This window comes from Achromobacter sp. (assembly GCF_050285565.1).
GTDB lineage: Bacteria > Pseudomonadota > Gammaproteobacteria > Burkholderiales > Burkholderiaceae_B > Achromobacter.
The window spans coordinates 30,533-46,150 of record NZ_JBLZXG010000004.1 but is presented as its reverse complement, the minus strand read 5'-3'; the positions used below and the strand labels follow the sequence as shown (position 1 = coordinate 46,150).

9 protein-coding genes are annotated in these 15,618 nt (G+C 67.8%); 3 read left to right on the top strand and 6 right to left on the bottom strand.

The window, feature by feature from the left end; genetic code table 11:
• Positions 1-20: 20 nt before the first annotated feature.
• The 5 genes from ACN6O8_RS09010 to parE all read right to left on the bottom strand — a co-directional run bounded on the left by ACN6O8_RS09010 (position 21) and on the right by parE (position 6,957).
• On the bottom strand, positions 21-1,259 hold the full coding sequence (locus ACN6O8_RS09010) for a DUF418 domain-containing protein (RefSeq protein ID WP_427990727.1): 1,239 nt from the start codon (positions 1,257-1,259) through the stop codon (positions 21-23).
• Complete coding sequence (locus ACN6O8_RS09005; RefSeq protein WP_427990726.1) at positions 1,256-1,879, bottom strand: TetR/AcrR family transcriptional regulator; 624 nt, start codon at positions 1,877-1,879, stop codon at positions 1,256-1,258. Before ACN6O8_RS09005 ends, ACN6O8_RS09010 begins: the two co-directional genes overlap by 4 nt.
• Positions 1,880-2,024: 145 nt before the next feature.
• The gene (gene parC, locus ACN6O8_RS09000) at positions 2,025-4,349 is read right to left on the bottom strand and encodes a DNA topoisomerase IV subunit A (RefSeq protein WP_427990725.1); all 2,325 of its coding nucleotides are present in this window, start codon (positions 4,347-4,349) and stop codon (positions 2,025-2,027) included.
• Between the two features lie 35 nt (positions 4,350-4,384).
• Positions 4,385-4,996: a YcxB family protein gene (locus ACN6O8_RS08995; protein ID WP_427990724.1), complete on the bottom strand. Its 612-nt coding sequence runs from the start codon at positions 4,994-4,996 to the stop codon at positions 4,385-4,387.
• Entirely contained in the window at positions 4,996-6,957 is a 1,962-nt protein-coding gene (gene parE, locus ACN6O8_RS08990; RefSeq protein ID WP_427990723.1) for a DNA topoisomerase IV subunit B, read from the bottom strand. Before parE ends, ACN6O8_RS08995 begins: the two co-directional genes overlap by 1 nt.
• Positions 6,958-7,283: 326 nt before the next feature.
• Here parE and trxA point away from each other — a divergent pair, with 326 nt between their 5' ends.
• Positions 7,284-7,610, top strand: a complete 327-nt coding sequence (gene trxA / locus ACN6O8_RS08985; protein WP_129240598.1) for a thioredoxin TrxA — start codon at positions 7,284-7,286, stop codon at positions 7,608-7,610.
• 117 nt (positions 7,611-7,727) lie between these two features.
• Positions 7,728-8,987, top strand: coding sequence for a transcription termination factor Rho (gene rho, locus ACN6O8_RS08980; protein WP_175134072.1), 1,260 nt, complete (start codon positions 7,728-7,730; stop codon positions 8,985-8,987).
• Between the two features lie 117 nt (positions 8,988-9,104).
• Here rho and ACN6O8_RS08975 read toward each other — a convergent pair whose 3' ends face one another.
• A complete protein-coding gene (locus ACN6O8_RS08975; RefSeq protein WP_427991138.1) occupies positions 9,105-12,737 on the bottom strand; it encodes a YhdP family protein in 3,633 nt (1,210 codons plus the stop codon).
• Between the two features lie 100 nt (positions 12,738-12,837).
• Between ACN6O8_RS08975 and glnE the strand changes: the two genes are divergently transcribed.
• Positions 12,838-15,606 (top strand): bifunctional [glutamate--ammonia ligase]-adenylyl-L-tyrosine phosphorylase/[glutamate--ammonia-ligase] adenylyltransferase, encoded by a 2,769-nt coding sequence (gene glnE / locus ACN6O8_RS08970; RefSeq protein ID WP_427990722.1) that lies wholly within the window; start codon positions 12,838-12,840, stop codon positions 15,604-15,606.
• The last annotated feature ends 12 nt before the right edge of the window (positions 15,607-15,618 follow it).

The window sequence follows — 15,618 nt, the reverse complement described above, 5'->3', positions numbered from 1 at the left end:
CGCCACGACCCAGGCCCCCGCTAGCCGGCCTGCCGCGCCGGCGGGCGGCGCCACGCGGGCCAGGCGCCGATGGTCAGCGCACGCAGCAGCCATTCGACCGGGCCGTAGGCGTGGCGCCGCAACCACCACGCCGATAGCGGCAGTTGCGCCAGGAAGATCGCCACGGCGATCAGCAGCCCCACGCCCGGCGATACGCTGCCCGACAGGCGCAGCCCCCAGCCGGTGAAGAGGAAGGCGCACACCACCGATTGCATCAGGTAGTTGCTCAGGGCCATGCGGCCGGCCGGCGCCAGCGTGCGCGCCAGCGCCGCGCCCGGCCGCGTGCGCATCGCCAGCAGCAGCGCCGCCGCGTATGACATGCTCAACAGCGGCGCCGTGAACAGGTCCAGCGCCAGGCCCGGGGTTTCCCACAGCGGAGACATCGACGGCAAGGCGGTGGCCGCATAGGCGGCGGAGCCTGCCAGCCCGGGCAACGCCCCCAGCGCGCACAGCAGCCACAGCGCGCGGGGCTGGCGCCACGGATCGGCCAGCGCCTGACGCCGGCCCAGGGCGTAGCCAACCAGGAACATCGCGAAGGCGAACGGCCCCTGCACCAGCAGGATCACGCCCCAGATGCCGGAGGTCAGCTCATGCCAATGGCGGGCGACGGTGCTGCCGATGGTGCCGCGATAGGCCTCGATGGCGGCCAGCGAATCGGCCACGGAAGCCACGTCGGCGGCGCGGCTCAATGCGACGGTGCCGGTGGCATCCAGCAGGCTCAACGCCCCCAGCAGGACCCAGGCCAGCGACACCAGCCCGATCAGCCAAAGCGCGCGGCGCAAGGCACGGCCCGGATCCATGCGGCGGCAGGCCATCAGCATCAGGCCGAGCAGAGCATAGGTCAGCAGGATATCGCCCTGATAGAACAGCACCGCGTGCGCCAGCCCCAGCAGCGCCAGGCCAGCCAGGCGCCGCAAGAAGCGCGGCCCGAAGGCGGCGCCGCCGCGTTCGGCGGCGCTCATCTGCAAGGTGAAGCTGTAGCCGAACAGGAATGAGAACAGCAGGTAGAACTTGGTCTCGAACAGCCAGGCCACCAGCCAGCGCACCGCCACATCCCACGGGCCCGAGAAGGCGGGATCGACGATGCCGTTGGCGTAGAACGGCGAGGCGAACACGCCGATGTTGACGACCAGGATGCCGAACAGCGCGAAGCCGCGCAACGCGTCCACCTGCGCCAGGCGGGGCGGCGCCATCCCGACGGCGCTTGCGGCGGCGCTCATGACTGTTCTCCCGCCCTGCCCGCCACCGGCGGCAGACAGTCCCGCAATACCGCGTCGAGCAGCCTGCCGCCCGCCGCCGCGTCGAATTGCGGATCCACCACCGAACGGCTGTAGATGCCGTCCAGCAGCAGCAACAGCCCATCAGCCATTTCCCCCACGGGCCGCGGCAGGGCATCCCGCGACACGCCTTGCCAGACGGCCGCCAGCAGCGCAGTCAGGGACGCCTTGCGCTCACTTTCGTTGGCCATGACCAGCGTGTGCACGCGCGGATTGCGCACCGCTTCGGCCAGGATTTCCATGCCCAGCCGCGCATAGCCCGGCTCGCGATACCGCGCCAGGTTTTCGTCGATCCAGTCGACCAAGGCGGCGCGCGCATCGCCCCGGGCGGCGCCGGCCTGGCGGCGTTCGCGCAGCGCGTCGGTGTCGGACGCGACCAGGGCCTCGATGATCTCGGCCTTGCTGGCGTAGTAATGGAACAGGTTGCCCGGGCTCATTGCCGCGCGCGCGCAGATCTGCGCGGTCGAGGTCGCGTGAAAGCCGTTCTCGGCGAAGCACTCGGCGGCGGCGGCGAGTATCTGGCGGCGCCGCTCCTGCTGCCGGGCGGGGTCGATTTTGCGCATGTTGCGTGGGCGAATAAATTAATAGACTGATTGATCTATCTATTAAATATCGGGCGCCCGGCCAGGGTCAAGTCCGCGCCCAGTAAAAAAAAACGGCGAACCCCGCAGGGTTCGCCGTTCATGGAAATCGCCAACCAGGCCGCGATCAGCCCAGCACCGGCGACAGCAGCGGCTGCTTGGGCCGCACGTCCAGCGCCCGCCCCTTGCGCGCACGCTTGCCGACGTACACCGCCAGCGCCGCGCCCGCCAGAATGTCCTCGGTGTGCTTGTTGCGGTAGATGCCCGCCGCGCGCAGGCCGAGCGCGCCGATCGGCACGGTCTGGTCGAGCTTGTCGGCGCCGTCCAGGCCCATCAGGATGGTGCCGCGCCCGCCGCCGGACAGCGACTTGAGTTCGTCCAGGCCGAACACCAGGAACTTGCCCTTCTGCGACAACAGCGCCAGTTGCGTGGCGCCCTCGAACAGCGGCACCGGACGCAGCAGTTCGTCGCCCGGCTCGAGCGTGACGAACTGCTTGCCGGCGCGCTGGCGGCTGGTCATGTCCGACAGCCTGGCGGCAAAGCCATAGCCGCCGCGCGTGGCCAGCAGCCAGCGGCTGTCGGCCGCCGCCGCGATGGTGTGGACGATACGCGTGCCGCTTTCGAGGTCGATCATGGTGGTGACCGGCTGGCCGTCACCCCGCGCCGACGGCAGGCCAGACACGGCCACCGAATAGACGCGGCCATTGTCGCCCATGGCGATCAGCGTATCGGTGGTGCGGCATTCGAAGGCGCCATAGAGGTCGTCGCCCTGCTTGAAGCCGAACTGCGAGGCGTCATGGCCGTGGCCCTGGCGGGCGCGCAGCCAGCCCTTCTGCGACACGATCACGGTGACCGGCTCGTCCAGCACCTTGGTTTCGAGCACCGCGCGCTCGGCGGTCTCGATCAGCGTGCGGCGGTCGTCGCCATACTGCTTGGCGTCGGCCTCGATTTCCTTGATCAACAGGCGCTTGAGCGTATTGGGATTGTCCATCAGCTCCTGCAACGACACCTGCTCCTTGCGCTTGTCTTCGAGTTCCTGCTCGATCTTGAAGCCTTCCAACCGTGCCAACTGGCGCAGGCGCATTTCGAGGATGTCCTCGGCCTGGCGTTCGGACAGCTTGAAGCGCTCCATCAGCGCCGCGCGCGGTTCGTCCGATTCGCGGATGGTCTGGATCACCTCGTCCACGTTCAGGTAGACCAGCATGCGGCCTTCCAGCACGTGGATGCGGTCGATCACCTTGTCCAGGCGGAAGCGGGTGCGGCGCAGCACCGTATTGGTGCGGAACGCCAGCCATTCGGTCAGGATGTCGCGCAGCCCCTTCTGGCGCGGACGGCCGTCGGTGCCGATGCAGACCAGGTTGACCGAGGCGCTGCTTTCCATGCTGGTCTGCGCCAGCAGCGTGTTGACGAATTCGTCGCGATCGACGCGCGAGGTCTTGGGCTCGAACACCAGGCGCACGTCGGCATCCTTGCCCGATTCGTCGCGCACCGCGTCCAGCAGGTTCAGCATCACGGCCTTGGCCTGCGTCTGCTCGGGCGTCAGGCTCTTCTTGCCGCTCTTGACCTTGGGATTGGTGATTTCCTCGATCTCTTCGAGCACCTTCTGGCACGAGGTGCCCGGCGGCAGCTCGGTGACCACCAATTGCCATTGGCCGCGCGCCATTTCCTCGAACTGCCAGCGCGCCCGCACCTTGAGCGAACCGCGGCCCCCGGCGTAAATCTGGGCGATATCGGCGGCAGGCGTGATGATCTGGCCGCCGCCAGCGAAGTCCGGGCCGGGGATCATGCCGAACAGCTCGGCGTCCGGCAATTGCGGCTGCTTGATCAGCGCCACGCACGCCTGCGCCACTTCGCGCAGGTTGTGCGGCGGAATCTCGGTGGCCATGCCGACCGCGATGCCGGAGGCGCCGTTCAGCAGCATCACCGGCAGGCGCGCCGGCAGCATCTGCGGTTCTTGCTGGCTGCCGTCGTAGTTGGGCACGAAATCGACCGTGCCTTCGTCCAGCTCGTCCAGCAACAGCTTGGCGATCGGCGTCAGGCGCGCTTCGGTGTAGCGCATGGCGGCGGCGTTGTCGCCATCGCGCGAGCCGAAGTTGCCCTGGCCGTCGATCAGCGGATAGCGCAGGGAGAAGTCCTGCGCCATGCGCACCATGGCGTCATAGGCCGCCTGGTCGCCGTGCGGGTGGTACTTGCCAAGCACGTCGCCGACGACGCGCGCCGACTTCACCGGCTTGGCGCCAGCCGCCAGCCCCATGGCCTGCATGGCGAAGAGGATGCGGCGCTGCACGGGCTTCTGCCCGTCGCCGACGTCGGGCAGGGCCCGCCCCCGCACCACGGACACTGCATAGTCCAGATAGGCCTGTTCGGCATAGCGCGCCAGGGTGATGGCGGCATCGCCGCCGCCCTCGTCGGGCGCGGCGTCGAACAAACCTTGTTGATTGCTGTCGGTCATGATGGTTTCAGGTAGACAAATTCATTGAAACGGCGTCATTGGGGACGCGCGGCGCCCAGCAGTTGGGCATCGGCCACATGCGCGCGCAACTGGGCGCGCACCGCGTCCAGCGTGGCGGCGTCCTGCCCGCGCTTGGGGATGATCACGCCCTGCAACGTCCCCAGGATGACATACAGATGCTGCGGCGTTTCCTCGACCCGCCGCACGTCGTCCCAGTCGATGCGGCCGCAAGCGTCGGCGATGCTGTCTTCGATGCCGCCGGCGCCAAAAACCAGTTGGTGACGCCCCAGGAACAGTCCGTCCGGCCGCTTGGCCAGCATGCGCCGTGTGTTCATGCGCACCAGCCCGGGCAGCAGGAACTCGTAGGCCAGCGCCAGCAGCGCCAGGATGCCCAGGCCGACTGCCAGCCCTTCGAAGTACACCGGCAGCAGCGCGCTCCAGTTCGGGCCGTGCCCGTCCCAGGTCTGCCAGACCAGATAGCCCAGCAGCACCACCACCATCAGCACCGCGAAACGCAGGTGCGACAGGTAGCGGCGGCGGCGCAATTCGGGCCGCCTGTACACGTAGGCCGCGAATTCGGCGTAGTCGTCGGCGGTCAGGTCGACCGCCATGGTGGCGCACGGCAACGGAGACGGGGGCAACGTCATCAGATGTCCAGCTCCGCCAGGTTGCCCTTCTCTTCGATCCAGGCGCGGCGTTGCGAGGACTCGCCCTTGCCCATCAGCATGTCGAACATGCGGGTGGTGTCTTCGGGGGTCTGGTCGCCATAGCCCACCGGCAGCAGCCGGCGCGTGTCCGGATTCATGGTGGTCTCCCACAACTGCTCGGGGTTCATTTCGCCCAGGCCCTTGAAGCGGCTGACCGACCAACTGCTTTCGCGCGAACCTTCCTTGCGCAGCTTGTCCTGCGCGGCTTCCAGCTCGCCTTCGTCCAGGCAGTAGATCTTGCGCGCCGGGCGCTTGCCCTGGGCCGGCACGTCCAGGCGGAACAGCGGCGGCTTGGCGACGTAGACGTGGCCGGCCTCGACCAGCTTGGGAAAGTGTTTGTAGAACAGCGTCAGCAGCAGCACCTGGATGTGCGAACCGTCGACATCGGCGTCCGACAGGATGCAGATGCGGCCGTAGCGCAGCCCCGACAGGTCAGGCGTATCGCCCGGGCCGTGCGGATCGACGCCGATGGCCACGGAGATGTCATGGATCTCGTTGTTGGCGAACAGGCGGTCGCGGTCGACTTCCCAGGAGTTGAGCACCTTGCCGCGCAGCGGCAGGATGGCCTGGAATTCCTTGTCGCGCCCCATCTTGGCCGAACCGCCGGCCGAGTCGCCCTCGACCAGGAAGACCTCGGTGCGGCTAGCGTCGCTGGATTCGCAGTCGGTCAGCTTGCCAGGCAGCACCGCCACGCCGGAGCTCTTGCGCTTTTCGACTTTCTGCGCCGAGCGCTGGCGCGCCTGCGCCTGGCGGATGGCCAGCTCGGCCAGCTTCTTGCCGTATTCGACATTGCTGTGCAGCCACAGATCGAGCGCGCTCTTGGCGAACCCGCCCACCAGCCGCACGGCGTCGCGGCTGTTCAGGCGTTCCTTGATCTGGCCCTGGAATTGCGGGTCCAGCACCTTGGCCGACAGCACGAAGCTGGCGCGCGCGAACACGTCCTCGGGCAGCAGCTTGACGCCCTTGGGCAGCAGGCTGTGCAGCTCGGCGAAGCCCTTGACCGCGCCGAACAGGCCTTCGCGCAGCCCCGATTCATGGGTGCCGCCGGCCGGCGTCGGGATCAGGTTGACGTACGACTCGCGCACCGCATTGCCATCCTCGGTCCAGGCCACCACCCATTGGGCGCCCTCGCCTTCGGCGAAGGTTTCGTGGTCGGCGCCGGCGTACTGCTGGCCCTCGAAGAACGGCACCATCAGTTCGGCGCCCGCCAGCGCCTCGGACAGGTAACCGCGCAAGCCGTCCTGGTACTGCCAGGTCTTGGTGTCGCCGGTCTTTTCGTTGACCAGAGAGACCTTCACGCCCGGCAGCAGCACGGCCTTGCTGCGCAGCAGGTGGGTCAGCTCGCCCAGCGGAATATTGGGGCTGTCGAAATACTTGGCGTCCGGCCAGACCCGCACGCGGGTACCGGACTTCTTGCGGCCGCCCTGATCGTAGGGCGCCAGCGGCTCGGCGACGTCGCCGCCCTTGAACACCAGGCGGTTGACCGCGCCGTCACGCCAGACCACGACTTCGAGCCGGGTGGCCAGGGCGTTGGTGACCGACACGCCGACCCCGTGCAGGCCGCCGGAGAAGGCGTAGGCGCCGCCGCCTGCCTTGTCGAACTTGCCGCCCGCGTGCAGCCGGGTGAAGACCAGCTCGACCACCGGGGCGTTTTCCTCGGGGTGCAGGCCGACCGGAATGCCGCGGCCGTCGTCCTCGACCGAGACGCTGCCGTCGAGGTGCAGCGTGACCAGGATCTGCTTGCCGTGGCCGGCCAGGGCCTCGTCCGCGGCGTTGTCGATGACTTCCTGCACGATGTGCAGGGGGTTTTCTGTGCGGGTGTACATGCCCGGGCGCTGCCGCACGGGCTCCAGCCCTTTCAGGACGCGGATGGACGCCTCGTTGTAACGTGGAGTGGCCAAGTTATCCCCAACATCTGTGGAAAAAAACCGACATTTTACGGATAAGCCCAGATTCTGCGCGGCTCCGGGTGGGATGCGCACGACCTGACCAGCTCCGAATTCGGTAGGATGACGATAGAGACACAGCCAGCGGATCCGGGTTCAATGCCCTGGATCGCGATAACTGCGCCGCGATATCCTACACAAAAGCGGCAAACACTGTTGTTATAAACAGTGGTATGCCTGTTGTTTTTGACAGTGGTATGCTTTAATCCATCCCACAAACAAGAACAACGGCAAGGCGTCCCTCTTTTCGCCTTTTGCTGCCGAACCCGAGAATCACCATCATGAGCGACCAAATCAAGAACGTCAGTGACGCGAGCTTCGATGCCGATGTGTTGAAGTCCGGCCAGCCGGTGCTGGTGGACTACTGGGCTGCCTGGTGCGGCCCCTGCAAGATGATCGCCCCGATCCTGGAAGAAGTCGCCACCGAATACGCCGGTCGCCTGACGGTCGCCAAGCTCAACGTGGACGAGAACCAAGGCACCGCCGCCAAGTACGGCATCCGTGGCATCCCCACCCTCATGCTCTTTAAAGACGGCCAGGCTGCCGCCACCAAGGTTGGCGCGCTGTCGAAGTCGCAACTCACGGCATTCCTGGACGGCGCGTTGTAAACTGCGTGCTGTGAACGAAGGCGCCGCCCCGGGGGCGGCGCGCATTCAGTACCGCGCGAGCCCGTCCGTGGCGCGCCGCCAGAACCCTCCTTTACTTTTCCCCCAACACTCACCGCGATGCACCTCAACGAACTGAAGGCGCTGCATGTCTCGCAGCTGCTGGAAATGGCCGCTGGCCTGGAAATCGAGAACGCCAACCGCCTGCGCAAGCAGGAGCTGATGTTCGCCATCATGAAACGCCGTGCCAAGCAGGGCGAGCAGATCTTTGGCGACGGCGTGCTGGAAGTCCTGCCCGACGGCTTCGGTTTCCTGCGCTCGCCCGAGACCTCGTATCTGGCCAGCACGGACGACATCTACATCTCGCCGTCCCAGATCCGCCGCTTCAATCTGCACACCGGCGACTCGATCGAAGGCGAAGTGCGCACGCCCAAGGATGGCGAGCGTTATTTCGCGCTGGTCAAGGTGGACAAGGTCAACGGCGTGGCGCCCGAGGCGATCAAGCATCGCATCATGTTCGAGAACCTGACGCCGCTGCACCCGAACCAGCCGCTGCGCCTGGAACGCGACATCAAGAGCGAGGAAAACCTCACCGGCCGCATCCTCGACATCTTCGCCCCCATCGGCAAGGGCCAGCGCGGCCTGATCGTCGCCAGCCCCAAGTCCGGCAAGACGGTGATGATGCAGCACATCGCGCACGCCATCACCACCAACTACCCCGACGCGGTCATGATCGTCCTGCTGGTGGACGAGCGTCCCGAGGAAGTGACCGAAATGCAGCGCACCGTGCGCGGCGAAGTGGTCGCCTCGACCTTCGATGAACCCGCCACCCGCCACGTGCAGGTCGCCGAAATGGTCATCGAAAAGGCCAAGCGCCTGGTCGAAATGAAGAAGGACGTGGTGATCCTGCTGGACTCGATCACCCGCCTGGCCCGCGCCTACAACACCGTCGTGCCGGCTTCCGGCAAGGTGCTGACCGGCGGCGTCGACGCCAACGCCCTGCAACGTCCCAAGCGCTTCTTCGGCGCCGCGCGCAACCTCGAGGAAGGCGGTTCGCTGACCATCCTGGGCACCGCCCTGATCGAGACCGGCAGCCGCATGGACGAGGTCATCTACGAAGAATTCAAGGGCACCGGCAACTCCGAAGTGCACCTGGAGCGCCGCTTGGCGGAAAAGCGCGTCTACCCGTCCATCAACCTGAACAAGTCGGGCACCCGCCGCGAAGAACTGCTGATCGCGCCGGACCTGCTGCAGAAGGTCTGGGTGCTGCGCAAGTTCATCCACGACATGGACGAAGTCCAATCCATGGAATTCATCCTGGACAAGATGCGCGCCACCAAGACCAACGCCGAATTCTTCGACATGATGAAGAAGAAGTAAGCGCCGTCCGCCCGCTCCGCCGGGCGCGCGCATCGATTTGGCGAGGATTGCCCCACGGCGGTCCTCGCCAATTTGCTTTATGGGCCGGCCGGTATCCCGGTGTCAAGCCGGGCCGGATCAGTGCTCGATAAACTCTTCCAGGCTGCGCGGCTTGGATGCCGGCTTGGGCGTCTGCTTGGGCGCCGGCTTGCCCGAGTCGTCGATCGGGTCGATCTTGGGGTCGTCCCAACTGCCGGAGACGGCATATTCCATGGTCATGGCGCGCGCCAGCGGCTGCTTGAGCAGCCATTGCGTGACGAACGCGCCCAGCCCGACCAGCGGGTTGACCGCCAGTGCCGTCACCATGGCGGCGCCGCTGGCGTCCAGGTTGGGAATCACCACCGCCTTCAGGTTCCAGCGCTCCTGCACGATGTTGACGTTGCCCGCCAGCACGATGGCGGCCACCGGGCCGTTGATCTTGTAGCCCTCGGTGGCCAGCGAGCCATCCGCCAGCTTGATCTGGCCGCGCACGGTGTCGAACGGGAAACCATCGCGCAGCAGGTTGGTCGGATTGACGTCAAGCCGGGCCAGGCGCTGCAGCGATTGCAGCGACAGCAGTTCCAGCAGGCGCGCCGTGCGCGAATTCACATGCATGAAGCGGCCCTTGTCCAGGGCGATCTCGGCCTCCCCGGCCACGTCGGCGATATTGTGAGTCCACGGCAGGTTACGCCAGGTCAGCCTGGCCTTGATATCGCCCGAGCCGCCGGACACCACGCGCTCGAAGCCGATGCGGTCCATGAAATTGCCGACGTTCTCGAACTTGGTGGTGGCATCCACCGTCAGGCCGCGGTCGGGGCCCTCCAGGCGCCAGGCGCCGGTCGCGTTCAGCGTGGCCGCATCGTTGACGATCGACAGCTTATCCAGGCGCCACTGGCGGCCGCGTTCCAGGTTGGTGCCCAGCACCTGCAGCTCGCCCAGGTTCTTGCCATACAGGCGGAACTCCTTGGCCTGCAGGTCGACCGCGGGGATGTCCGACAGGTCGTTGCCGGACGACAGCGCTTTGTCGGCCTCGTTGCTGTCATCGGCGCCGCCCAGCGCCAGGTGCTTGAGACGGGCGGTGATCTGGCCGGCGATCGCGCCGGAGGCCTCGCGCCACGACAGCGAACCGGCGGCCTGGCGCGACTCGAGATCGACGCGCCACTGGGCTGGCGCCGGACGGGTGGCGTACAAGGTCAGGTCGTTCAGCGTATAGCCGCTGGTGCGCAGCACGCTGGTGGCCAGGCTGACGCGCTCGGCCGCCGGCAGCAGCGGCCGGGCCGGCGGGCGGCCCTTGGCCGGCGGCGCACTGAACCCGTCGGACACGGTTTCCCAGGCGTCCATGTCAAGTTCCGGCAGGCTGGCGCTCAGGCTCAGGCCGCGCTCGGGCAGGCTGGCGGGCCGCTCGATGCCCAGCGCCCCGCGCGCGAAATACGACGGCGCGGCATCGGCCGGATCGCGCTCGAACAGCGCGTTGATATTGTCGCCCAGGCTGGCGGTCAGCCAGCGCCGGCCCTTGCTGCCGCGATCCTGCGCGGCGCCCCATTGCAACTTGAACGGGCGCGCCGCCTGGGCCGGCTTGCCCACCGGCGCCGGCATGTTGATCGCCAGGCCGGCCAGATCCGACTCCAGCGACAGTTCCACGGAACCGCCGCGCTGGTAGCCAAGCTTGCCCTTGTAGGCGGTCTTGCCCGCGAAGCGCGCCATCGACGGCACGTTGCTGAGCTGTGTCAGGCCCGTGGCCGCCAGCATGCCCTCGAAGTGCAGGGTATCGTCGGGCTGACTCAGGCTGCCACTGATCCTGACCGGCCCCCCCAGAAACTGGGCGCGGATTTCCTTGGTGTGCACGCCCTTTTCCGAGAAATCCAGATCGCCATGCATCTGGCTGAGCAAGGGCATCTCAGGCATGAAGGTGAAGGTGTTGTCGGCAAACTGGATCTTGCCCTGCACCTGGGTGTCGTCGGTGTTCATCAACGGCACCTTGAGCTTGAGCGGCATGCGCCAATTGCCGGTGCCGCGCGCCTCGTCCAGCGCGCCGTCCAGCAATTGCCCCAGCGGCGAGCTCGCGGCCAGCGCCAGGTAGGCGGGGACGGAGCCGCTGGTCTCGCCATTGACGCTCAGCTCGGCCTGGTTCTCCATGTCGGGGATGGCGGCGGTCACCGCGCCCAGCGTCACCGTCTGGTCCGGGCCGGTGCGAAAAATCCCGCCGCCCGGGCTGTCGAGCACCAGCCCGACCTTGTCGACACGGAAGTTACCCGACAGGTTCTCCAGCATCGGCCAGCCCTTGCGCTGCGGGCGCGCCGGCGCGTAGTCGACCTTGGCGCCGGTGTAGGCGCCGGCAATGACGAACTCGCCCGTCGACCCCGGGGCGCCGAATGGAAATTCGTCCAGGTCGCCCTTGAGCGTGATGGCCGCCGATTCCATCTGTCCGGCCGGCAGGCCGGTCGCCAGCCATTCGCGCGCGTCGGCGTTGACCTCCAGCGGCAGATAGCGGTGGATCGCGTTCATGGCTCCGCGCACCAGGGTGCCGCGCATATCCACGCTGCCGGCCGCGCTCTTGCCTTCCTTGCGCCACTGGCCTTGGAGCCGGACGTCCAGGTCGTCGTTGGCCACCCGCAACTGGCTCACATCGAGGAACCAGTCGCGGGCGTCGACGCCCTTGATGCCGGCATCCAGCACGACCTCGTTGGCCGCCAGCTCGGGCTGCTCGAAGATGCCCGGCAGGACCACGCGCAGTTGTTCGACGCGGCCGTTGACCGTCAAGTGTGCCGCCCCCGGGCTGCGCGCCAGCGGCACGCGCGCGCTATCGATGAAGTCGCCCGGCGTGCCCTCGATGCGCGCCTGCGCGTAGCCACCGCGCACCGCCGGCCCGCCCGGCGCCGCTGCCCAATCGACCCCGCGCGTGGCCACGTCGGCCGTCAGGGTGGTGAACTTGCCGTGGTCCAGTTGCAGCCAGGCGCGGGCGGTGACACGCCCCTTGATGGCGGGCGGTTGCGCCCAGGGCGTCCAGGCCAGCGGCTCGGCGTCATCGAGCGCGGCGTAGATCTGGCCGCTCCAGTTGGCCGGACTGGCGGCATTGGCCGAGAACAGGCTGCGATTGAACTCGCCGCGCAGATCCAGCTTGCGGGCCAGCGCCGGGTCGCCGTCGGCGCGCAGCACGAAGCGATGCGACAGGCTGCCATTGCGCACCAGGAAATCGACATTGCTCAGCACCAGTTCGGGCGCCTGGCGCCGCTCGTCCTGCCAGCGGATGCGGGCCCCGCGAATGAGCAATTCGCGTTGCGCGGTCAGCCAGCGCAACGCGGGATGGTTCAGGTCGGATTGGTGATCGCTGGCGTTCAGGTCGATGGCCTGCCCCGCCACCCAGAGACGGTTGTCGGCGTCGCGCCGCAAGGTCAGCTCCGGCTGCTCCACGCGCAGCCGCACCAGTGTGGGAGACAGCGTCAACAGACTGCGCCAGGCCAGCACCGCCGAAACCGAGGGCAATGTCAGCACCGGTTCCGGCTGATCGTCATAGACTTGCACCGCGTCCAGTTGCAGGCGCGGATTGAGGCCTTGCCAATCGGCGTCGATCGCGCCGATCGTGACGCGCGCGCCCAGCGCCTGGCTGGCGTAGGCTTCGATCTGGGGGCGCCACAGATCCACGCGCGGCAAGACCCAATAGCGGACGCCCAGGAGCCCGATGGCCACGACGCCGTAAACGGTCAGCACCGCCCAGAACAGGCAGCAGAGCACTTTCTTTGAAACAGACACGGATCGGTGGGCAGGAGAATAGTCTTGCGGTATCGTCCCCACTTATACCTGAAACGCGCCCATTCGTCTGCGTCCGACCACTATGTCCACACCCGCCCTGTTCGCCCCCGCCCTCGCCTGGTCCGGCCACCTGCGCCGCCATCTCGATGCCCACCCGGATCTGGCCGCCTGGCTGGAAGACGCCGTGCAACAACCGGTCACACGGGAGCGGCTGGCGCAATGGCAGGCGGAACTGGCGGGCGCCGGGGCGCCGGACATCCTGCCGGTGGATTTGTGCCGCCAGGTGCTGCGCAAATTGCGCCAGCGCGTCTTCAGCACCCTGATCGTGCGCGACCTGGCCGGGCTGGCGCCGTTCGAGGAAGTGGTGGGCGCGATGACGGCGCTGGCGGATGCCGCGGTCGCCGCCGCCTATCGCAGCGTGGCCGCGGAATTGGCCGCGGTGCATGGCGTGCCGCGCGACCCGGCCACCGGCCTGCCGCAGGAAATGCTGATCGTCGGCATGGGCAAGCTGGGCGGCGGCGAGCTCAACGTCTCCTCCGACATCGACCTGATCATGCTGTATGGCGAGGAAGGCGACACCGACGGCCCGCGCCGCATCAGCCACCACGAGTTCTACGGCCGCCTGACCCGCCGCATGATGCCGGTGCTGTCCGAGGTCGACGCCAACGGCCAGGTGTTCCGCACCGACCTGCGCCTGCGCCCGGACGGCGACGCCGGCCCGCTGGCCTGGAGCCTGGACGCGCTGGAGCACTACCTGATCGGCCAGGGCCGCGAATGGGAACGCTATGCCTGGCTCAAGGCGCGCCTGATGCCGGCGCGGGCGTTCGAGGGCAGCGACAGCGAGGCCCAGGCGCGCCAACTGGAAAGCCTGCGCGTGCCCTTCGTCTACCGCAAATATTTCGACTTCGACGCGCTGGCCGCGCTGCGCGCCCTGCGCGAGCGCATCCGCCAGGACTGGCAGCGCCGCGCCACCGCCCGCCATGGCATCGACAGCGCCAACAACATCAAGCTGGGCGACGGCGGCATCCGCGAGATCGAGTTCGTGGTGCAGCTGGCGCAATTGATCCGCGGCGGCCGCATGCCGGCGCTGCAGAAGCGCGGCCTGCTGCAGGCGCTGCATGCCGAGCAAGTCGCAGGCCTGGTGTCGGAGGACGACGCCAGACGGTTGGAAGCGGCTTACCGGTTCCTGCGCCGCACCGAACATGCGTTGCAATACCGCGAAGACGAGCAGACCCACCTGCTGCCGGGCGACCCCACGCTGCGGGCGGGCCTGGCGGCCGCCCTCGGCATGAGCGGGCAGGACTTCGAAGACACGCTGGCCGCCCATCGTCAGTTTGTCTCCCGCACTTTCCGCAACGTGTTCCGCATGGTGGGCATGGACAAGGAAGACACGGCCGATGCCAGCGGCGACGCGCCGGCCGACGACGCGGGCGACGAACAATGCGAACTGGCCGAACAGATCCGCCAGGCCTTCGGCGAGCAGGCCGACGACCTGCTGCGCCGCGCCGAAACCCTGATGGGCAGCCATCGCGTGCGCAGCCTGCCCGAGAGCAGCCGGCGCCGCATGGAAGCCCTGCTGCCCGCCGCCCTGCGCGCCGCGCGCCAGACCGACGCGCCGCTGGCCGCCGCGGTGCGCCTGTTCGACCTGATCGAAAAGATCGCCCAGCGCAGTGCCTACCTGGCCCTGCTGGCCGAATACCCGGACACCCTGGCGCGGGTCGCGCGCATGGTCGCCGCCAGCCCCTGGGCGGCCCAGTACCTGACGCAGCACCCGCTGCTGCTGGACAGCCTGATCGACTGGCGCACCCTGTTCGAGCCGCTGGATTTCGCCCAGATCGCGCGCCAGCTTTCCGCCGATCTGGACGCCTGCCGCCTGCCCGACGGCGACCCCGACATCGAGCGCCAGATGAACCTGATGCGCGACGTACAGCGCCAGGCCAGCTTCCAGTTGCTGGCGCAGGATCTCGAAGGCGAGCTCACTGTCGAAAAGCTCGCCGATCAGTTGTCGGCCCTGGCCGACCTGCTGCTGACGGAAACAATCCACCGCACCTGGCCGCTGGTGAACAAGGTGGCGGGCGCCGCGCCGCGCTTCGCGGTGATCGCCTACGGCAAGCTGGGCGGCAAGGAACTGGGCTACGCCTCCGACCTGGATCTGGTGTTCCTGTATGACGATGCGCGCGAAGACGCCGCCGAGGTCTACGCCAAGCTGGGCCGCCGCATGACCTCGTGGCTGTCGACCATGACCTCGTCGGGCCGCCTCTACGAAGTCGACCTGCGCCTGCGCCCGGACGGTGATGCCGGCCTGTTGGCGGTATCGGTCGAGGCCTTCGAGCAGTACCAGCAAAAGCATGCCTGGGCCTGGGAACACCAGGCCTTGACCCGTGCCCGCTACGCCTGCGGCGACAGCGAGGTGGGCCAGCGTTTCGAGCGGATCCGCGAAGCCATCCTGGTCATGCCGCGCGACACCGCCAAGCTGCGCGAAGAAGTGCTGGCGATGCGCCAGAAGATCAACGCCGGCCATCCGAACAGCACCGACAAGTTCGACCTGAAGCACGACGCCGGCGGCATGGTCGACGTCGAATTCGTGACCCAATACCTGGTGCTGAGCCATGCCGGCACCCATCCGATGCTGGTGCGCAACCTGGGCAACATCACCCTGCTGCGGCTGGCCGGCGAGGCCGGGCTGATCGACCCGGCGCTGGCCACCCGCGCCGGCGACGCCTACCGCACGCTGCGGCGCGTGCAGCACCAGATGCGCATGCAGGGGGTGGAAAAGGCGCGCGTGGCGCCGGACCAGTTGCAGGCCGAGCGCGCCGCCGTGCGGGAACTGTGGGACGCGGTGCTGGGCTGAGCAACGGCGCGC